A 19,542-nucleotide genomic window follows, 5' to 3' on the forward strand; every position below is an offset into this window, starting at 1 on the left:
GAGATGTTTGAAACCGTATTGATAGCCAACCGCGGTGAGATCGCGGTACGGGTGATCCGCACCCTGCGCCGGATGGGCATTCGATCAGTAGCCGTCTACAGCGACGCCGACGCCGGGGCGCGCCATGTGCGCGAAGCCGACACCGCGGTGCGCCTGGGGCCCGCACCGGTGCTGGAGAGCTACCTGTCGATACCCAAGGTGCTCGAGGCCGCCGCGGCCACCGGCGCCCAGGCCATTCATCCGGGCTACGGATTCCTTTCCGAGAACGCCGGATTCGCGGCCGCCTGCGAGCGGGCCGGCGTGGTCTTCATCGGGCCGCCCGCCCGGGCCATCGAGGTGATGGGCGACAAGATCTCGGCGAAGAACACCGTCACCGCCTTCGAGGTGCCGGTGGTTCCGGGCATCGCCAAACCCGGTCTTTCCAATGACGACCTGGTGGCCGCGGCCGGCGAGATCGGCTACCCGGTGCTGATCAAGCCATCGGCCGGCGGCGGCGGCAAAGGCATGCACCTGGTGCAAGAGCCCGCCCAGCTGCGTGCGGCACTGGCCACCGCGCGACGCGAGGCGGCCTCGGCGTTCGGTGATGACACGCTGTTCTTGGAGCGCTTCGTGCTGCGGCCGCGCCACATCGAGGTGCAGGTGCTCGCCGACACCCAGGGCAATGTGGTGCATCTCGGCGAACGCGAATGCAGCCTGCAGCGGCGCCACCAAAAGGTGATAGAGGAGGCTCCGTCGCCGTTGCTGGACGCCGCCACCCGCGATCGGATCGGTACGGCGGCCTGCAACACCGCCCGCAGCGTGGACTACGTCGGCGCCGGCACGGTGGAATTCATCGTCTCCGCCGATCGCCCCGATGAGTTCTTCTTCATGGAGATGAACACCCGGTTGCAGGTGGAACACCCCGTCACCGAAGCGATCACCGGCCTGGACCTGGTCGAGTGGCAGCTGCGGGTGGCCGCCGGGGAGAAGCTGTCCGTCACCCAGGACGACATCACCTTGACCGGGCACGCGATGGAGGCCCGGGTATATGCCGAGGACCCGGCTCGCGGCTTCTTGCCTACCGGCGGGCGGGTGCTGGCGGTGCACGAACCCACCGGTCCCGGGGTCCGGGTGGACTCGTCGTTGCAGGACGGCACCGTCGTCGGCAGCGACTACGACCCGATGCTGTCCAAGGTGATCGCGCACGGGGCCGACCGGGCGCAGGCACTGGCGCGCCTCGACGCGGCGCTGGCCGGCACGGCGGTGTTCGGCGTGCAGACCAACGTCGAGTTCCTGCGGTTTCTGCTGGCCGATGAGCGGGTGGTCGCCGGGGACCTGGACACCGAACTGCTGGATGCGCGGTCGGGTGATTTCGCGCCGGTGCCCGCCCCCGACGATGTGTTGGCCGCCGGTGGCCTCTATCGCCAGTGGGCGCTGGCCCAGCTCGGCCGCACGGATTTGTGGGCGGCCCCGAGCGGATGGCGAATCGGCGCGGCGGCGCCCGTGCGTACCGAGATGCACACCCCGCTGCGCACCGAGACGGTGTCGGTGTGGGGTCTGCCCGACGCCGCGCAGGTGCAGATCGGTGACGGCGAGATCCAGAGCGCCAGCGCCCATGTCGAAGGCGACCAGCTGATCGCCACGGTGGCCGGGCGGCAACGCCGCTACCTGTTCGCCGAGGACGACGGTCAACTGTGGATCTGCGACGAACGCGGAAGCTGGCAGCTGCGAGAGGCTGAAGTGGTGCGTGTGCACCGCGGCGGCGGAGCCCGCAGTGCAGAGGTCGCCAGCCCGATGCCGGGCACCGTGATCGCTGTCAGTGCCGCCTCGGAATCGACTGTCGGCGAAGGTGATCCGGTGGTCGTGGTCGAGGCGATGAAGATGGAGCACACCCTGACCGCCCCGATTTCCGGCCGGGTGCAGGTGTTGGTAGCGGTGGGCGATCAAGTGAAGGTGGATCAGGTGCTGGCGCGGCTGATCCCGGAGGAAGAGACCGAGGAAGCGAAATCATGACCACCATCGAGGCAGGAACCCTGCCGAGCCACTACCTGGACCTGCGCGACACCGTCGCCGAGTTCGCCCGCACCGTCGTCGCTCCGGTGGCGGCCAAGCACGACGAAGAGCACAGCTTCCCCTACGAAGTCATCGCCAAGATGGGGGAGATGGGGCTGTTCGGCCTGCCGTTCCCCGAGGAGTACGGCGGGATGGGCGGCGACTACTTCGCCCTGGCGCTCGCTCTGGAGGAACTCGGCAAGGTCGACCAGTCGGTGGCGATGACCCTGGAGGCCGGGGTGGGCCTGGGGGCGATGCCGATCTACCGGTTCGGCTCCGAAGAACAGAAGCAGACCTGGCTGCCGGATCTGGTGAGCGGTCGCACGCTGGCGGGGTTCGGCCTGACCGAACCGGGCGCCGGCTCCGATGCCAGCGGCACCAGGACCACCGCGCGCCGCGACGGCGACGAGTGGGTGATCAACGGCACCAAGCAGTTCATCACCAATTCCGGCACCGACATCACCTCACTGGTGACCGTCACTGCCGTCACCGGAACCCGGCCCGACGGCAAGAAGGACATCTCCACCATCATCGTGCCGTCCGGCACAGCGGGATTCACCGTGGAACCGGCCTACAACAAGGTCGGCTGGAACGCCTCGGACACCCACCCGCTCACCTTCGCCGACGCCCGCGTTCCCCAAGCCAACCTGCTTGGTGACGAGGGCCGGGGCTACGCCAACTTCCTGTCCATCCTCGATGAGGGCCGTATCGCGATCGCCGCGGTCGCTACCGGGGTCGCGCAGGGCTGCGTGGACGAAAGCGTGAAATATGCCGGCGAGCGTGAGGCGTTCGGCCAGACGATCGGCTCCTACCAGGCGATCAGCTTCAAGATCGCCCGGATGGAGGCCCGCGCCCACGTCGCCCGTACCGCCTACTACGACGCCGCCGCGAAGATGTTGGCGGGCAAGCCGTTCAAGAAGGAGGCGGCGATCGCCAAGATGATCTCCTCGGAAGCGGCGATGGACAACGCCCGGGACGCCACCCAGATCCACGGCGGCTACGGGTTCATCAACGAATACCCGGTGGCCCGGCACTATCGCGACAGCAAGATCCTCGAGATCGGCGAGGGCACCACCGAGGTGCAGCTGATGCTCATCGCGCGATCGTTGGGGCTGTGATGGGGACGTCCTCCGCCGAGTGTGAATCCTGCGACGCCGCGTCGGCGTGTCGCGTCGCAGGATTCACACTCGGCGCCAGAAAGAGCGGAGGGGAAGCGGCGTGAGCAAGACGGTCGAGCAGCGTGGGCTGTGGTTCGAGGAGTACGAGATCGGCACCATCTACGCCCACCGGCCCGGGCGGACCATCACCGAAGCCGACAACGTGCTGTTCACCACGCTGACTATGAACACCCAATCGCTGCACCTGGATGCGGCGTGGGCGGCCCAGCAACCGGGCTTCCGCGGTGAGCGCCTGGTGAATTCGATGTTCACCCTCTCCACGCTGGTCGGCCTGTCGGTGGCGCAGCTGACGCTGGGCACCATCGTGGCCAACCTGGGCTTCTCGGAGGTGTCGTTCCCCAAGCCGGTGTTTCACGGCGACACCCTGTACGCCGAGACGGTCTGCACCGACAAGCGGGAGTCCAAGAGTCGTCCCGGTGAGGGCATCGTGACGTTGGAGCACGTCGGGCGTAACCAGAACGGCGACATCGTCGCCCGCGCGGTACGCACCACGCTGGTGCGCAAGAAGCCCGCGGGGGACCAGTGAGCGCCGGTCCGGCCTGGCTGTTCTGCCCGGCGGATCGCCCGGAGCGCTACGGCAAAGCGGCCGCGGTCGCCGACGTGGTGATCCTGGACCTGGAAGACGGTGTGGCTGCGGCGGATCGGCCCGCCGCCCGGGAAGCGCTGCGGAGCACGCCCCTTGACCCGGAGCGGACCGTGGTGCGGGTGAACCCGGCCGGGACCGAGGACCAGGCCCGCGACCTGGAGGCCCTGGCCGACACCGCCTACACCACGGTGATGCTGGCCAAGACCGAATCCGCCGCACAGGTCGCCGCGCTGGCGCCGCGGCAGGTGGTGGCCCTGATCGAGACGCCGCGCGGCGCGGTGTTCTGCGCGCAGATCGCCGCCGCACAGCAATGCGTCGCGATGATGTGGGGCGCCGAAGATCTGGTCGCGGCGATGGGCGGCGGCTCCAGCCGGCACGCTGACGGCCGGTATCGCGATGTGGCCCGCCACGTGCGCTCGAGTGTGCTGTTGGCCGCATCGACGTTCGGCCGGGCCGCATTGGACGCCGTCTACCTCAACATCGGCGACCTCGACGGGCTCAAAGCCGAAGCACTCGATGGCGCCGCGGTCGGATTCGCTGCTACGGTGTGCATCCACCCGAGCCAGATCGCGGTGGTCCGCGACGCCTATCGGCCCGCCCCGGAACGGGTTGACTGGGCGCGCAGGGTGCTCGCCGCGGCGCAGACCGAGCGCGGGGTGTTCGCGTTCGAAGGACAGATGGTCGACTCCCCGGTGCTGCGGCACGCGGAAGCCATCCTGCGGCGAGCGGATTGACGCACCAGGAGGACTGACACCGCATGCGCATCACCCAGATCATCGAGACACCGGTGCGACTGCGCGGCGAGGTCGCCAACGCCTTGGTGGATTTCTCCCGGCACACGGTGTCACTGGTCGCGGTGGTCAGCGATCAGATCCGCGACGGGAAGCCGGTGACCGGGATCGCGTTCAACTCGATCGGCCGATTCGCCCAGAGCGGCATCCTGGCCGACCGGATGATCCCGCGGGTACTGCGCGCGAACCCCGAGTCGCTGCTTGACGACGCCGGCCGGATCGATCCCGTGAGGGTGCTGGGCGCTGCGCTGGCCGACGAGAAGCCCGGTGGGCACGGCGACCGGGCCGGCGCGGCGGCCGCCGTGGAGCTGGCCTGCTGGGACCTCAATGCCAAACTCGCCGACGAGCCCGCCTACCGCACCATTGCCGGGTATTTCGGCCGCGACACCGTCCCCGCCGCCGTCCCGGTGTATGCCGCCGGCGGCTACTACTACCCGGGTGACGACTCGGACGCCGGCCTGGATCGGCTCCGCAGCGAGATCCGCGGCTATCTCGACATGGGCTACGACGCGGTCAAGATGAAGATCGGCGGCGCGTCGACGAGCGAGGACCTGGCGCGCATCGAGGCCGTGATCGACATCGTCGGCAGCGGCGCCCGGGTCGCGGTCGACGCCAACGGCCGATTCGACGAGGCCGACGCGGTGCAGTGGGCGAAGGCGCTTAGCCCCTATGGCCTGCGCTGGTACGAAGAGCCCGGTGATCCCCTCGACTTCGCGTTGAATGCCGCGGTCGTCGCGGCCTACGACGGTGCCATCGCGACCGGCGAGAACCTGTTCTCGGTGCGTGACGCGACCAACCTGGTTCGTTACGCCGCGATGCGGCCGGGCATCGACATCTTCCAGATGGACGCCGGACTCAGCTACGGCCTGACCGAATATGCCCGGATGATCGAGGTCCTCGAGGCGCACGGCTTCGATCGCCGTTTCGCCTTCCCGCACGGCGGCCACCTGATCAATCTGCACATCGTGGTCGCGCTGGGCCTGGGCGGCTGCGAGTCCTACCCCGGGGTGTTCGCACCGTTCGGCGGCTACGCGCCGGGTTGTGTGCTGGCCGAGGGCACCATCGCGCCGACCGACGCCCCGGGCTTCGGGCTGGAGGAGAAGCCCGACCTGGCCGCCGTGATCGCCGACCTGGTGGGATGAGCAGATGAAGATCGCGGTCATCGGTTGCGGCGCCATGGGTTCCATCTACGCCGCCAAGCTGGCGGCGGCCGGCAATGACGTGCTGGCCGTGGACCGGTCACCCCAGCACGTCGAGGCCATCGCCGCGGGCGGCCTGCGGATCAGCGGGCCTCAGCCCGACCAGGTGGTTCCCATGCGCGCGGCCACCACCGCGCCGGATGAGCCGATGGATCTGGTGGTGCTGGCGGTCAAGGCCGCCGACGTCGCCACCGGGGCCAATCAGGCACTGCCGCTGCTCGGCGAGAACACCTCGGTGTTGACCATCCAGAACGGACTCGGGTCGGCCGACATCGTCGCCGATATCGTCGGCGCAGCCCGGGTGGCGGTGGGCATCGCCAGCGGATTCGGGGCCTCTCGTCCCGCCCCGGGGCATGTGCACCACAACGCGATGCGCGCCGTCCGATTCGGCGCCTATGCGGCGCTGCCGTTTTCGACTGTCGATCAGATCGCTCGGGTGTGGTCGGAGGCGGGATTCGACGCGGCCGCGGTCGCCGACATCGCCGCAATGCAGTGGGAGAAGCTGATCTGCAACGCCGCCTACAGCGCGCCGTGCGCGCTGACCGGTATGACCGTGGGCCAAGTCATGGACGACGCAGACATGGGCCCGGTCAGCCGCACCACCGCAACCGAGGCCTGGACGGTGGCCCGCGCCGCCGGAATCGGCATTGATGTGGCAGACCCGGTCGCGCATGTCCGGGCCTTCGGCGCACAGATGCCGAACGCCAAACCGTCTGCGCTGCTGGATCATTTGGCCCGCCGAGTCAGCGAGATCGACGTCATCAACGGCGCCGTGGTGCGCACAGCCGCGCAGGTGGGGGAGCAGGTTCCGGTGAACACCACGCTGACCGCGCTGGTCAAAGCGGTTGAACGTCAGTGGTTAACGCCCTAGGGCTGAACACCACGCCGACCGGCGTTCAGCTCTGCCCGGTTTCCTCCGACGGCGCTAGCGTGGATTGGCATGACCGATGACAAGGCGCGGGTGGACCTGAGCGGGTCCCCGCAGACCATGCTCGCGACGCTGTACGCCAAGGCGCTGGATGCCGATCTGCCGGCCCCGATTCTCGGAGATCACTACGCCAAGGACGTGGTCGAACGTATCGACTACGACTGGAGCAAGACCACCATCACCGCGGCTCGATCACCGTCGGTGACCACCCGTGCGGCGCACTTCGACAGCTGGGCCCGCCGATTTCTGGCGGCCAACCCCGACGCCGTAGTGCTGCACCTGGGCTGCGGGCTCGACGCCCGTTACTTCCGGTTGCAACCCGGCGACGGAGTCGACTGGTATGACATCGACTATCCCGATGTCGCCGCCCTGCGCCGGCAGCTGCTTCCCGAGCGACATCACAACCATGTGGTGGCGGCGTCGGTCACCGACCCGGCGTGGTTCGCTGAAATCCCCACCGGCCGTCCGACATTGATGCTGGGCGAAGGCCTGACCATGTACCTCACCGAATCGGACGGCGTAGCGTTGCTGCGCCGGGTCGTCGAGCACGCCCCTGGTGGGGAGTTGCAGTTCGACGCCTTCAACTGGCTGGGCATCAAGTCGCAATGGTCCAACGCGGTGGTGCGCAAATCCGGGGCGACGCTGCACTGGGTGATCAACGGGCCCGACGACATTCTTGCCGCGGTGCCGGGCACCCGGCTCCTGCAATGGGAGCGCTGGTTCGAGTCGGCGACCTTCGCCCAACTGCCGCGCGCCTACCGGGCCCTGGGCAAGGCGATGTCGTTGATTCCGGCGGTGGCGAACATGTCGCAGTACCACCGCTACGCCTTCTGACCTGCGCAGGCGGGGCGGACAACAACCCATTGACGAATTACGTTACGTAATGTAATTGTTTAGGGCGTGAGTCGTTCCCAACGGATGCCACAGTGACGGCGAGCCCGGACCAGGCCCCGGCCGGTCGCGGACGCCCGCGTGATCCGCGCACCGAGCAGGCCATCATCGAGGCCACCCGGCGGCTGCTGGCCCGCGACGGCTACGACCAGGTGTCTATCGAGGCGATCGCCCGCGAGGCCGACGTCAGCCGACCCACCGTCTACCGGCGTTGGCCATCGAAGACCCACCTGGTGTTCGACGCGGTCTTCGGTGCCGCCGAGGTCGGTGACGTGCTGACCAGCTCGGGCGATTTCGAAGCCGACCTGCGTCAATTCGTTGCCGGCGTGTTCGAGTTCTGGCGCGCACCGGACGTGGCTGCCGCGGCACTGGGCATCCTGGCCGATCGCCACCGCGATCCGGAACTGTTCATCCGCACTCAACAGCTGCTTGACGAGACGACCCGCACCGCGTTCGGGGTTCTGGTGAGCGCCGGCATTGACCAAGGCGTGCTCGATGCCGACATCGATATCGAGATCGCCTATGACGCATTGGTGGGTACCAGCTTCTACGTCGCCCAAGTCTTGGCCACCGAAACCGTCGATGCCGCTGCCGACAGGCTGTGCACCCTGCTGCTGCAGGGAATGAGAAAGAAGGAGAACCGGGATGAGTGACGAGTTGTCGGTCGCGTTTGGCGAATTGCTCGACGAGGTCCGTGCCGTCGAGCAGCGCCTATTGAATGCCGATCCGCCGCTGGAGGAGCCCGATGTCCTCGACGGCTACCGATGGGCGTTGAGCCTGCTGCGCGTCGCTTCCGAGGCCTACATCTGGGGCGATGCGGACAAGCCGATCCTGGTCGACGTGATCGGTCCCTATCTCAAATGGGGCGGCGACAATTCGGATGCCTTCTATCAGCTGGCGCCGGTCGACCCGAGCCGCAGCTACCGGGTCACCGGTAACCGCGGCGACGCGGTCTATCTGTCCATGACCGTCTACGGCGGGCCCGACGACGGCCGCTACAGCGACCGCATCATCGACACCATCAACGATCGCGACCTCGGCCCGGACGCCGACGGTAACTTCGAATTCGTCATCAGTGCGAAAGAGCAGCAGGGCAATTGGCTCAAACTGGAGCCCGACGCCGTGTTCATCCTGACCCGCGACTACCTCACCGACCCCGGGACCGATCGGCGCGTGCAGTGGAAGATCGAGGCGCTCGATGACACTCCGCGGCGCCCCGACACCCCGGCCGACCTGAGCCGGCGGATGCGCGCGGCGCGCACCTGGATTCGTGAACAGGCCGCCATGGCGCCCGTGCGGCTGCCGGCCAATGTGCTGCAGGAGCCCTACCCGGTTCCCAGCCGCACCGTGGGCTGGGCCGCCGGTGACGCCGCCTATTCGATGGGCGCCTACGAACTGGAACCCGGACAGGCGCTGGTCATCGAAGGAACATCGCCGGAGTGTGTGTTCTGGAATCTGTGCCTGTGGAATCCGTTCCTGCACACCTACGACTACACCCGCGAGCGGGTCACCATCAACGGCGCACACGTCACATACGCCCCCAACGGGTCCTGGCAGATCGTGATCAGCGAATCCGATCCCGGGCATCCGAACTGGGTGTCCACCGCGGGCCGGTCCAAAGGCCTGATCTGGCTGCGCTGGTTCCTACCCGAGGCTACCCCCGACCCACTGAGCTGCCGGGTCGTCGACGTCGCAGAGCTGGCCTCATGAGCGCCGCCACTCGTCCGGGCGCCATCCGGCTTGAAGACCTCGCCAACCCGGTCTTTCCCGAGGCCGCGGCCCCGATGCGCGAAGGCCTGGCCGGCTACGGCGCGGTCCTGCAACTCACGCCGGAAGCTCTGCTGCAGGCCGCAACCGAACGAACAGGCCTGGACAGCTGGGGCGACAACGGGTTCCGCGAACGGCTCGACGTGCTGTGCGAATCGCTGGTCGCCGAGGCCGGCCTGTCCGGCGTCGGGCGAGCGATGGCGTTCGAACAACTGGTGGGCCACCTGGTCAACCGGCTTCGACTGGAAGATCTGATCGCGGCGAATCCCGAGGTCGAGAGCGTTGAGATCGAACGCCCGATCATCATCTGCGGGCTGCCACGCACCGGCACCACCCACCTACACAACCTGATCGCCGCCGACCCGGCACTGCGCTACCTGCCGTACTGGGAGAGCATGGAGCCGGTTGCCACACCGGGCGAACCCGATCCGCAGGCCAGGCGTGACCGCTGCGCCGTCGGCCTGGATCTGATCAACACCTCGATGCCCGAGTTCAAGCGCATGCATGACATGACCGTCGACCACGCGCACGAAGAGATCCAGCTGCTGGGCAACGACATCTCCGGAATGCTCTTCGAATGTAGTTACTACCTCCCGACATTCGCGCAGCACTACAAGGCACACGATCAGACCGCGTCGTACGCATACATGAAGCGCACCCTGCAGGCGCTGCAATGGCTACGCGGTGGGACCCGCTGGGTGCTCAAATCGCCGCAGCATCTGGAGCAGTTCCCCGCGCTGTATGCGACCTTCCCCGACGCCACCTTCGTTGTCACCCATCGGGATCCGGTTGAGGTGACGCGATCGATGGCCACCATGATCAGCTACGCGGCACGTATGGCCTGCGACCAACCGGACCCTGTCAAGATCTCGAAGTACTGGCTGGACCGGGCAGACGACCTGCTCACCGGATGCCTGCGCGACCGCGACGTGCTGCCGGCGGCGCAGTCCGTCGACGTGCGGTTCGAGGACTTCATGGCCGACGAGGACGGAACCGTCGCCGCCATCTATGAGCTCGCGGGCCAGCCGCTGGACACCCGGGCCAAAGACGCGATGACGCAGTTCTGCGTCGAGCACCCACGCGGGCGCTACGGCGCGGTCGACTACCAGCCGGCGGATCTGGGGCTGGATGCAGACGAGGTGGCAAACCGACTGCGCGCCTACCGAAACCAATTCGTCGACGACTAATGGGAGAAACCATGAATCAACCGATCACCGCGGACGCCTGGGTCGCGACCGGACTCGGTGACCCGGCCAAAGTGCTGGCCCGCCAGAGCGTCGAGGTGCGCGCGCCCGGACCCGGCGAAATCCGGGTCGCCGTAAACGCGTTCTGCCTCAATTTCAACGACATCGACATCATCGGTGGCCGCTACACGACGCTGCCATTGCAGCCGCCGTTCGTACCCGGCATGGAGACGGTCGGAGTCGTGGAAAGCGCCGGCCAGGGCGCAGAACACCTCGTCGGCCGGCGCATCGTCGGCATCCCGGTGATGGCCTTCGGCGGGTACGCCTCCTACGCGATCGTCGACGCGGCGACCGCGCTGGACCTGCCGGATTGGGTCAGCGATGTCGACGGCGCCGCCTTGCACTACCCGTTCCACCTGGGCTGGTTCGCATTGCGGGAACGTGGTCGCCTCCAGCCGGGGGAGACCCTGCTGGTGCACGCCGCCGCGGGCGGCACCGGATCCGGTGCCTTGGTGCTCGGCAAGGCGCTGGGAGCACGGGTGATCGCCACCGCGGGAAGCGACGAGAAGGTCGCGTTCTGCAAGGAACTCGGCGCCGACCATGCGATCAACTACCGCAACGGTGACTGGGTCGAGCAGGTCATGGAACTGACCTACGGCCGTGGTGTCGACGTCGCGTTCGACGCGGTCGGCGGGGACGTGGCGGTACAGACCTTCCGCGCCATGGGTTTGAACGGCCGGTACCTGATGGCCGGGTTCGCCCAGGACATCGCCTTGGAGGACGGCGACTACCTCTCGCCACGGCCCATCGCCTACAGCAACTTCGACGTGTGCGGGGTATGCCTGGTCTATGTCAACGACCCGGTGGCGATCCGGCGCACCCTGGGCTTCAACTGGCCGGCACGCTCGGAGGGACTGGAAGCCCATGCGAAGATCCTGGAGTTGCTGCGTACCGGGAAGATCCGTACCGTCGTCGGTGCAGAGGTCCCTTGGACCGACCTGCCGAATGCCTTGGAGCGCATGGCCGCCCGCCAGACCACCGGCCGCCTGGTGGTCAGCACCGGCCATCACGGGTAACTTGCCCGGATCAAAACCGATGGCTTTCGATGTCTAAGGTCACTTCCGGCTGAGCGCGCGGCCACCGTAGCCTGGCGAACATGATTGAGTTGGGGCCGCCGCCCCCGGCGCCGGTCGTCAAACCCCGCCGGCGGGGTGGACCGCGCGGGCTGGTCTTCCTCGGCGCCAACATCGTGGTGCTGGGCTGGCTGGTCGTCGCGGTCACGTTGCTGGTTGCGCACAACGTCGTTGCGCACCCGATCTGGCTGCCGGTGCACGCGCTGCTGCTCGGCGCGGCCACCAACGCGATCGTGATCTGGTCGGGACACTTCACCACCACGCTGTGCCGGGTTCCCGACCCGCCGCAATGGCACCTGGTGGCCAAGTTGTCCGTGCTCAACCTCGCCGCGATCGCGACCCTGGCCGGAGTGGCCTTGGGCACCGAGGCCCTGACCGGGATGGGTGGCACGGCCGTGGCCGTGGTCGCCGTCGCCCACGGTGTCGAGTTGATCGCGATGAAGAAGCGTGCCCTGTCGGCGCGCTTCGACTACCTGGTCGGTTTCTACCTGGCCGCCATCGCAGCGCTGCTGGCCGGATCGGCGACCGGTGCTGCCATGGCCTTCGGTGTGGCCCGGTGGTATGCACGGCTGTGGACCACTCACGTGCACGTGATGCTCTACGGGTGGATCGGCCTGACGGTGGTGGGCACCTTGTTCACCCTGTGGCCCACCACAATCCGGGAGAAGATCACCCCTCGTAGCTTTGCGATGGCCCAACGCGCGCTGCCGACGCTGACGGTGGGCCTGTCCGTCACGGCTGCCGGTCTGCTTACCAACAGCTGGTGGCTGACCGCGGTAGGACTGCTGGGTTATGCGGTCGGAGTCGGCTTGTCCATCGTCGGGTTGTGGCCGGGGCGCAGCTTCACCGGGCCCGCGGCCTGGATGCTGGTCGGCGCGACGGCCTGGCTCGGTGTTGCCGTCCTGATCGAGACGATCCGGCTGATCGCAGGCCGCTCCGTCGATGTGCTGCCGGCGTTCGTGGAGAACACCCTGCTGCCGCTGTTGGCGGTCGGATTCGTTGCCCAGATCCTGTTGGGTGCCCTGAGCCAGCTGCTGCCGATCCTGGTGGCCAACGGCCCACCCGTTCGCAAAGCCGTCATCGGCTATCTGGATCAGGGCTGGCAGGCCCGGGTGTGCGCGATCAACATCGCCGTACCACTGGTCGCCGGGCCGTGGCAGCCGCCGCTGCCGTTGATCGGCTGGGTGCTGGCCGCGGTCGCGGTCGCCAGCTTCGTCCTGTTGGCACTGCGGCTAGCGTTGCCCGTGGCGCTGCGCGGCCCGCTCGACATCGACGCGATCGCGCCGCATTCTCGGGCGGTCACCGGGGCGGTCACCGTTGCCGCGGTGGCCGCGGTGGCCGCCGCGCTGGGGCTCGGGATCGGCGGCCCCGCACCCTCGGGGGCCGCCGGTATCACCGGGGAGGCACGCACCGTCGACGTCACGCTGAAGAACATGCGGTTCTCCCCGGACGTGATCAATGTGCCGGCCGGAACCCGACTGGTGCTGCGAGTCACCAACATCGACGGATTGCCGCACGACTTGTACGTCGACACCGGCGAACACACCCCGCGGTTGAGCCGCGGCCAGACCGCGGTGCTGGATCTCGGTGCGGTGCAACAGGACCGCGAGGCGTGGTGCGACGTACCCGGTCACCGGGCTGCGGGCATGACGATGACGATCCACGCCATCGGTGGTGCCCCCCGCCATGAGCACACCGGCGCGGGGCATGGTGGGCTGCCCGCGCCGACCGTTTTGGACCTGGCCGCCGATCCGTCCCCGGGCTGGACACCGCGCGACGCGGTGCTCGCACCGGCGACCCCGGGCGTGCATCGGGTGGAACTACGCGCCGTCGACCGGGAACTGGAGATCGCGCCCGGCCGCAGGGAGATCCGCTGGACCTTCGGCGGCGTCGAACCGGCGCCGACGCTGCACGGCAGGGTCGGGGACACCTTCGAGATCACATTGATCAACGACGCGACCATGGGCCACGGAATCGACTTTCACGCTGGAGCGCTCGCCCCGGACCAGCCGATGCGCACCTTGGCGCCGGGGGAGCGGCTGGTCTACCGGTTCACGGCGCACCGGGCCGGCGCCTGGCTCTATCACTGCAGTACCCCGCCCATGGCGCTGCACATCGCCAACGGCATGTACGGGGCGGTGATCATCGACCCACCCGGGTTGCCGACGGTGGACCGGGAGTACGCCCTGGTCGGCGCCCAGCTCTACGCGAGCGCACCGGATTCCGACGCCCAAACCACGGCCATCCGCGCCGGCCAGCCCGACGGTTGGATGTTCAACGGCACCGCGGCTCAGTACATGCACGTCCCGTTGCCGGCGCGCACCGGCGAACGCGTGCGCGTCTGGGTGGTCAACGCCGGTCCGAGCGACTCGATCGCATTCCACGTCGTCGGGTCCCAGTTCGACACCGTCTACAAAGAGGGAGCCTGGTTGCTGCGGCCCAATGATCTGTCGGCCCCGGCGGGCGGATCGCAGGTCCTCGATCTGGCGCCCGCCCAGGGCGGCTTCGTCGAGCTCACCTTCCCCGAACCGGGCCATTACCCGTTCATGGACCACGACATGCGGCATGCCGAGAACGGGGCGCACGGTGTCTTCGAGGTGACGGGTTAGCCCAGACCCGTACCTCGACCCCGGTCGCCCCTCCAACCCCGCCGCCAAGCCGCCCCGCCGAGCGTGAAGTTGGCTTCACTTTCGGAGCCCGAACGTGCACCTACCTTCACGCTGGGCGGAGCTGCGACGTCGACGCGTTCACCGCCAGCTGAGGTGGTGCAGCCGAGCGCGGCGATCCCGGTGTGTGGTGCATTCGCTGGCATAATGAGATCAGCGTCACAAGGAGGCTCACATGGGCCAGCTGCCAGGCATTACCGGTCCCCAGGTCGCCCTGGAGCCTGTGCAGCTGATCGGGCCGGACGGGGCGCCGACCGCCGAGAATCGCTACAGCCGGGACCTGCCCGAAGAAACCCTCTGCTGGCTCTACGAGCTGATGGTGCTCACCCGTGAACTCGACACCGAACTGGTCAATCTGCAACGCCAGGGCGAGTTGGGGCTCTACGCGTCGTGCCGAGGCCAGGAGGCGGCCCAGGTCGGCGCCGCCGCGTGCCTGCGCAAGACCGACTGGATGTTCCCGCAGTACCGCGAGCTGGGCGTCTTCGTCACCCGGGGAATCCCGCCGTGGCATGTCGCGGCCGCTTGGCGCGGAACCTGGAACGGCGGGCTGGAGTTCACCGAGAAGAATTGCGCGCCGATCTCGGTGCCGATCGGTACCCAGGCACTGCACACGGTGGGCGCGGCGATGGCCGCCCAACGCCTGGCCGAGGATTCCGTCACCGTCGCCTTTGTCGGCGACGGCGCCACCAGCGAGGGTGACGTACACGAGGCACTCAATTTCGCCGCCGTGTTCAGTGCCCCGTGCGTGTTCTACGTGCAGAACAACCAATGGGCCATCTCCGTGCCGCTGAGCAAGCAGACCGCCGCTGTCTCGCTGGCGCACAAGGCGATCGGCTACGGCATGCCCGGTATCCGGGTGGACGGCAACGACCCGCTGGCCTGCTACGCGGTGATGGCCGAAGCCGCCGAGCGGGCGCGACACGGTGATGGCCCGAGCTTGATCGAGGCCGTCACCTACCGGCTCGGGCCGCACACCACCTCCGATGATCCGACCCGCTACCGCAGCGACGCCGAAGTCGACCAGTGGACGGCGCTCGACCCGATCCCGCGCTACCGTACCTACCTGCGCAATATCGGCGTGTGGTCGCAGCGGTTAGAGGACCGGGTCGAGGCTCGGGCCAAGCGCGTACGCAGCGAGCTGCGAGACGCCACCGTCGGGGCCGCCGATGCCGACATCGACGAGGTGTTCACCGCCGTCTTCACCGACATCACCCCGGATCTGCAGCAGCAGCGCGCCGCGCTGCGCGCCGAATTGGGCAGGGGGCGCTGATGACCCAGATCCTCGAACCGCCGACCCGCGCAGCGACCCCCACTGCGGCGGCCGGCTCCAGCACCCGCACCGAGGAGCTGACCATGGTGGCGGCGCTCAACCGGGCGCTGCGCGATGCGATGGACGTCGAGCCCAAGGTCCTGGTGTTCGGCACCGACGTCGGCGTGCAGGGCGGGGTGTTCCGGGTGACCGAGGGCCTGGCCGAAACCTTCGGTGAGCAACGCTGTTTCGATACTCCGCTGGCGGAATCGGCGGTGATCGGCATCGCCATCGGGTTGGCCATTCGTGGCTTCGTGCCGGTTCCGGAGATCCAATTCGACGGGTTCAGCTACCCGGCCTTGGACCAGGTGGTCAGCCACCTGGCCAAGTACCGGACCCGCACCCGCGGCGCGGTATCGATGCCGGTCACCGTGCGCATCCCGTCGTTCGGCGGAATCGGTGCGGCCGAGCATCATTCGGAATCCACCGAGACCTACTGGGCGCACACCGCCGGACTGAAGGTGGTGGTGCCCGCCGACCCGTCGGACGCGTACTGGCTACTGCGCCACGCGATCGCCGCCCCCGACCCGGTGATGTTCCTGGAGCCCAAGCGGCGGTACTGGGCCCGCGGACCCGTCGACACCGAACACCCCGCGCCGGGCATCGGGTGCGCTGCCGTACGCCGGGCCGGCACCGACGTCACGGTGCTCACCTACGGCGGCGGAGTGGCCACCGCGCTGTCCGCGGCCGAGATCGGCGCCCAACACCACGGGTGGAGCCTGGAGGTGGTCGACCTGCGCTCGCTGGTCCCACTCGACTTCGACACGGTCGCGGCGTCGGTGCGGCGCACCGGGCGATGCGTGGTGCTGCACGAGGGCCCGCGCAACCTCGGCTACGGCGCCGAACTGGCCGCCCGAATACAGGAGGAACTGTTCTACGAGCTGGAGGCACCGGTCTTGCGCGCCAGCGGATTCGATACCCCTTATCCACCGGCCCGGCTGGAACGGCTGTGGCTGCCCGGCCCCGATCGGCTGCTGGACTGCGTTCAGCGCGTGTTGGAGGCGCCGTGAGTACCGAGACGGTCCAGACCTTCAGCGTCCCCGATCTCGGGGAGGGCCTCGAAGAGGTGACGGTGACCACTTGGAACGTCGCGGTCGGCGATCTGGTCGAACTGAACCAGGCGCTGTGCTCGGTGGAGACGGCCAAAGCCGAAGTGGAGATCCCCAGCCCGTATGCCGGGCGGGTGGTTGAGCTGGGCGGCGCGGTGGGAGACGTGCTCGCGGTCGGGGCACCGCTGGTGCGCATCGACACACGTACATCGGCCGAGCGCCCGGCCGAGCCCGGCGGGCACGCACCGGTGCTGGTCGGCTATGGCGCCGACGACAGTTTCGACACCAGCCGCCGCGCCTGCACGTCCACGACCGGACGGCCCAAGGCGAAGCCGGGGGCGCGCAAACTTGCCGCTGAGTTGGGTGTCGACTTGGGTGCAGTGCCGCCCGGCCCGAACGGTGTTATCACTCCCGATGGTGTGCGAGCGGCCGCCGGCGAAGCGGCTCCCGACGACGAACTTCGTTCGCCCAGCCCGGTGCAGGTGGCCATGGCCGAGCGGATGACACTGTCCCGCAGCAGGATCCCCGACGCGCATGGCAGCGTGCAGGTCGACGGCACCAACCTTTTGCTGTTGCGGGATCGGCTCGTCGAGACGGGCGGCGCGACGATCACTCCGTTCGTGCTGATGCTGCGCCTGCTGGTCATCGCCCTGTCCCGCCACCCGGTGCTCAACGCGACATGGGTCGAAGCACCGGAGGGCCCGATGATCCGCACCTATCGCGGCGTGCACCTGGGCTTCGGGGTGGCCGCTCCCCGCGGCCTGCTGGTGCCGGTGGTGTTCGACGCGCACCGCAAGACCACCCGAGAACTTGCCGACACTGTTGCGCGGCTGATCGCCGAGGCGCGGGCCGGCACACTCAAGCCGGCCGAGTTGCAGGGGTCGACGTTCACGGTGTCCAACTTCGGGGCGCTCGGCCTCGACGACGGGGTTCCGGTGATCAACTACCCGGAGGCGGCCATCTTGGGAATCGGTTCGCTCAAACCACGGCCGGTGGCGGTGGGAGACACCGTCGTCGTACGTCCGCAACTGACCCTGACGTGCGCATTCGACCACCGCGTCGTCGACGGCGCGCAGACCGCCGCATTCCTGTGCGCGCTTCGCGATCTGATCGAACAACCCGAGATCGCGCTATTGGATCTCTAGGCGGGTGCAGCTACTTGCGCTGCGCCGCGGCCAGCCGTGCGGCGAAGTCCGGCGACTCGACGGTGGCCGCCTGCGGACCCAGCTCGGTCTGCTTGGCGAACTCGTGTTGGTCGCCCTCGAGCGCACCCGGGCTGGCGGTGGCGCGCATCGTCGCCTTGGTCGCCAAGACCACCTGCCGAGGTGCCGACGCCGGCCCGGCGGCCAGCGCCATCGCCGCGGCGACCGGGTCGTCGTCGATCTGCAGCGCCAAGCCGTGCCGTACCGCGGCCTCGGCGTCGAAACGCATGCCGAACAACAGTGCGGCCCGGGCCACCTGGGGCCCCACTGCCCGGTGCAACATCCAGGTGGCGCCGCCGCCGGGATGCAGACCCAACTTTTGGAAACGGGCATCGAACAGTGCCGCAGGACCGGCGATACGCACGTCGGCAGCCAGGGCCAGGTTCAGGCCCGCACCCACCGCGGCGCCGTTGACGGCGGCGATCGTGGGCAACGTGCACTGCGCGACCGCCATGAAACCGTCGTAGAGCGCCAACAGCCCGTCCTCAGTCGCCACACCGAGTGCCGACAGGTCAGCGCCGGCGCAGAACGCCCGGCCCGCGCCGGTCACCACCACCGCGTGCACATCGGGGTCGGCTTCGGCCCGCTCCACAGCGGCCCGCAGCTGCACCGACATCGCGCCGGTGACGGCGTTTCGCCGGTCCGGATCGTTGACGGTGATCAGCGCTACGCGGTCGGTGACGCTGTATAAGACGAGATCGGGACGTGTCATAGGGCGATGACGCTACCGCGGTGGGGAGCGATCAGCCGATCCAGGTGACGACCCCTGCGGTCACCCCCACCATCGCGATCATGAACATGGTGAAGAAGATGAGCGCCCGTTCGTGGCTCATGGATCTGCCTTTCGCGATTTGCCCGGTCTCCTTGTCGTTCCGCGCGACGCGATGTCATGCGAACCGGGCTTTTGGAGTTCCGCTGCGGCTGACGCGCCGCTGTTCGGCGGCGGTCGATGCGTTGACGGATCGTCCTTGGTTGATCGTTGACGCTCCAGAGTAGTGGCTAGCCCGGCTGCTTGCCGAATCCCCGGTGCTAATCGCTGTGGTGCAGGGCCCGCAAGATGGTCGCGTGGCGTAGCAGGAACGTGCGTTCGTCAAGCTTCTTGCGACGAAGCCACTCGGTGACCTCGCCGTTGTGTTTGCTTGCGTTGCAGGAGGCGCAGGCAGGGACCACGTTGTCGAGGGTGTAGCGGCCGCCACGCGAGATCGGAACAATGCAGTCGCGCTGCAATGCCGGGCTCGTCACTTGGCAGTACGCGCAGCCGCCCCACGCGTCGAGGATGGTGTCCCACTGGGTTGCGGTGAGGTCATTGTCGACGCGAGCGAGCCGTCGTCGTCGTCGCGTCGCGTAGCGCGCGCGGGCCGCCCCCGAGGTTTTGGCAGACGGAAACCTGCGTCGAGGTGGCATCCGGTAACGGTAGCCGGGCCGATCGCCTCTGCTCGAGCGCTTCGCCCCCGGCTGACGCGCCCCCGGCAGGACTCGAACCTGCGACCACAAGATTAGAAGTCATGTGCTCTATCCACCTGAGCTACGGAGGCAATGCGGGTCCAGTTTATCCGCTGGTAGGGGTGGATCCGCGCCGACCGAGCAAAGCCGCAGACCGGACTCACGCGGCGCTTCCAGCTTCGCCG

Annotated in this window: 16 protein-coding genes, 1 tRNA gene and 1 pseudogene; 15 read left to right on the forward strand and 3 right to left on the reverse strand. The window is 68.3% G+C overall.

From position 1 onward, the window contains the following. Positions 1 to 3: 3 nt before the first annotated feature. From ACKY0W_RS07165 to ACKY0W_RS07235, 15 genes and pseudogenes are all read left to right on the forward strand, one after another. Positions 4 to 1,992: an acetyl/propionyl/methylcrotonyl-CoA carboxylase subunit alpha gene (locus ACKY0W_RS07165; protein WP_409436982.1), complete on the forward strand. Its 1,989-nt coding sequence runs from the start codon at positions 4 to 6 to the stop codon at positions 1,990 to 1,992. After that, positions 1,989 to 3,149, forward strand: coding sequence for an acyl-CoA dehydrogenase family protein (locus ACKY0W_RS07170; protein ID WP_406758456.1), 1,161 nt, complete (start codon positions 1,989 to 1,991; stop codon positions 3,147 to 3,149). Before ACKY0W_RS07165 ends, ACKY0W_RS07170 begins: the two co-directional genes overlap by 4 nt. Beyond that, a pseudogene (locus ACKY0W_RS07175) lies at positions 3,149 to 3,735 on the forward strand (MaoC family dehydratase). The gene ACKY0W_RS07170 and the pseudogene ACKY0W_RS07175 overlap by 1 nt, the downstream one beginning before the upstream one ends. Next, positions 3,732 to 4,529: an HpcH/HpaI aldolase/citrate lyase family protein gene (locus tag ACKY0W_RS07180; RefSeq protein WP_409436983.1), complete on the forward strand. Its 798-nt coding sequence runs from the start codon at positions 3,732 to 3,734 to the stop codon at positions 4,527 to 4,529. The pseudogene ACKY0W_RS07175 and the gene ACKY0W_RS07180 overlap by 4 nt, the downstream one beginning before the upstream one ends. 23 nt (positions 4,530 to 4,552) lie before the next feature. Beyond that, positions 4,553 to 5,728 carry an enolase C-terminal domain-like protein gene (locus ACKY0W_RS07185; protein ID WP_409436984.1) on the forward strand — a complete coding sequence of 392 codons (1,176 nt, stop codon included), beginning with the start codon at positions 4,553 to 4,555 and terminating at the stop codon, positions 5,726 to 5,728. 4 nt (positions 5,729 to 5,732) lie between these two features. Further along, on the forward strand, positions 5,733 to 6,656 hold the full coding sequence (locus ACKY0W_RS07190) for a ketopantoate reductase family protein (RefSeq protein WP_409436985.1): 924 nt from the start codon (positions 5,733 to 5,735) through the stop codon (positions 6,654 to 6,656). A 69-nt stretch (positions 6,657 to 6,725) separates the two neighbouring features. Further along, positions 6,726 to 7,547 (forward strand): class I SAM-dependent methyltransferase, encoded by an 822-nt coding sequence (locus tag ACKY0W_RS07195; protein WP_409436986.1) that lies wholly within the window; start codon positions 6,726 to 6,728, stop codon positions 7,545 to 7,547. Positions 7,548 to 7,639: 92 nt separating this feature from the next. Continuing rightward, on the forward strand, positions 7,640 to 8,257 hold the full coding sequence (locus tag ACKY0W_RS07200) for a TetR/AcrR family transcriptional regulator (RefSeq protein ID WP_409436987.1): 618 nt from the start codon (positions 7,640 to 7,642) through the stop codon (positions 8,255 to 8,257). Continuing rightward, positions 8,250 to 9,314: a DUF1214 domain-containing protein gene (locus ACKY0W_RS07205; RefSeq protein WP_409436988.1), complete on the forward strand. Its 1,065-nt coding sequence runs from the start codon at positions 8,250 to 8,252 to the stop codon at positions 9,312 to 9,314. The genes ACKY0W_RS07200 and ACKY0W_RS07205 overlap by 8 nt, the downstream gene beginning before the upstream one ends. After that, complete coding sequence (locus ACKY0W_RS07210; protein ID WP_409436989.1) at positions 9,311 to 10,558, forward strand: sulfotransferase family protein; 1,248 nt, start codon at positions 9,311 to 9,313, stop codon at positions 10,556 to 10,558. Before ACKY0W_RS07205 ends, ACKY0W_RS07210 begins: the two co-directional genes overlap by 4 nt. Before the next feature lie 11 nt (positions 10,559 to 10,569). Then, positions 10,570 to 11,631, forward strand: a complete 1,062-nt coding sequence (locus tag ACKY0W_RS07215) for a zinc-binding dehydrogenase (RefSeq protein ID WP_409436990.1) — start codon at positions 10,570 to 10,572, stop codon at positions 11,629 to 11,631. Positions 11,632 to 11,711: 80 nt separating this feature from the next. Continuing rightward, entirely contained in the window at positions 11,712 to 14,297 is a 2,586-nt protein-coding gene (locus tag ACKY0W_RS07220) for a multicopper oxidase domain-containing protein (RefSeq protein WP_409436991.1), read from the forward strand. A 232-nt stretch (positions 14,298 to 14,529) separates the two neighbouring features. Beyond that, entirely contained in the window at positions 14,530 to 15,624 is a 1,095-nt protein-coding gene (gene pdhA / locus ACKY0W_RS07225; protein WP_409436992.1) for a pyruvate dehydrogenase (acetyl-transferring) E1 component subunit alpha, read from the forward strand. After that, positions 15,624 to 16,673, forward strand: a complete 1,050-nt coding sequence (locus ACKY0W_RS07230; RefSeq protein ID WP_409436993.1) for an alpha-ketoacid dehydrogenase subunit beta — start codon at positions 15,624 to 15,626, stop codon at positions 16,671 to 16,673. The genes pdhA and ACKY0W_RS07230 overlap by 1 nt, the downstream gene beginning before the upstream one ends. Further along, a complete protein-coding gene (locus tag ACKY0W_RS07235) occupies positions 16,670 to 17,857 on the forward strand; it encodes a dihydrolipoamide acetyltransferase family protein (RefSeq protein ID WP_409436994.1) in 1,188 nt (395 codons plus the stop codon). Before ACKY0W_RS07230 ends, ACKY0W_RS07235 begins: the two co-directional genes overlap by 4 nt. Before the next feature lie 10 nt (positions 17,858 to 17,867). Here ACKY0W_RS07235 and ACKY0W_RS07240 read toward each other — a convergent pair whose 3' ends face one another. The 3 genes from ACKY0W_RS07240 to ACKY0W_RS07250 all read right to left on the reverse strand — a co-directional run bounded on the left by ACKY0W_RS07240 (position 17,868) and on the right by ACKY0W_RS07250 (position 19,449). After that, positions 17,868 to 18,626 (reverse strand): enoyl-CoA hydratase, encoded by a 759-nt coding sequence (locus ACKY0W_RS07240; protein WP_409436995.1) that lies wholly within the window; start codon positions 18,624 to 18,626, stop codon positions 17,868 to 17,870. A gap of 317 nt (positions 18,627 to 18,943) precedes the next feature. Then, a complete protein-coding gene (locus ACKY0W_RS07245; protein WP_409436996.1) occupies positions 18,944 to 19,318 on the reverse strand; it encodes an HNH endonuclease in 375 nt (124 codons plus the stop codon). A gap of 57 nt (positions 19,319 to 19,375) precedes the next feature. Then, a tRNA-Arg gene (locus ACKY0W_RS07250) sits at positions 19,376 to 19,449 on the reverse strand. Positions 19,450 to 19,542 lie beyond the last annotated feature (93 nt).

It is taken from the genome of Mycobacterium sp. SMC-14 (genome assembly GCF_046250075.1).
GTDB lineage: Bacteria > Actinomycetota > Actinomycetes > Mycobacteriales > Mycobacteriaceae > Mycobacterium.